Here is a 943-nt window from a genome sequence, read left to right as displayed (position 1 = left end):
GGATGTGAAAATGCCGGTGGCGATTGCGCCGACCGGTTTTACGGGTATGGCGCACGCTGATGGGGAAATCTTGGCGGCGCGGGCGGCGGAAAAATTTGGTATTCCGTTTACGCTGTCGACCATGTCTATTTGTTCGATTGAAGATGTGGCTGAAAACACCAGCTCGCCGTTTTGGTTTCAGCTTTATGTGATGCGCGACCGCGAGTTTATGGAAAACCTGATTAAGCGTGCAAAAGATGCCAAATGTTCGGCTTTGGTATTGACTGCCGATTTGCAGGTTTTGGGTCAGCGCCACAAAGACATCAAAAATGGCCTGTCTGCACCGCCGAAGCCGACCATTGCCAATTTAATCAATTTGGCGACTAAGCCCGAATGGTGCATGAAAATGCTGAACACGGAACGTCGCACTTTCCGCAATATTGTCGGTCATGCGAAAAACGTGGGCGATTTGTCTTCGCTGTCTTCATGGACTTCCGAACAATTCGACCCGCGCCTGAGCTGGGACGATGTGGCGCGCATTAAGGATTTGTGGGGCGGCAAGCTGATTATCAAAGGCATTATGGAGCCTGAAGACGCGGAAAAGGCAGCGAAAAGCGGCGCGGACGCATTGGTCGTTTCCAATCATGGCGGCCGTCAGCTTGACGATACTGTGTCTGCCATTAAGGCTTTGCCTGATGTGGTCAGCGCGGTAGGTAGCGACATCGAGGTTTGGATGGACAGCGGTATCCGCAGCGGTCAGGATATTTTGAAGGCTTGGGCTTTGGGTGCGAAAGGTACGATGATTGGCCGGGCGTTCCTGTATGGTTTGGGGGCGTATGGTGAAGAAGGTGTAACCCGTGCGCTGGAAATCCTGTATAAAGAAATGGATATTTCCATGGCATTTACCGGTCATCGCAATATTCAAGATGTGGATTCCAGCATTTTGCGTTCTACGCGTTGGGCT

The 943-nt window shown here is 51.6% G+C and carries 1 protein-coding gene; it reads left to right on the top strand.

The genetic code is table 11. The features are described from left to right. A partial coding sequence (locus ACTHUR_RS12325; RefSeq protein WP_440398763.1) for an alpha-hydroxy acid oxidase occupies positions 1-943 on the top strand: 943 nt, incomplete at both ends.

Source organism: Neisseria sp. P0021.S007 (genome assembly GCF_051956855.1).
The sequence above is the reverse complement of the archived record's forward strand: the minus strand, read 5'-3'. Positions and strand labels throughout refer to the sequence as shown.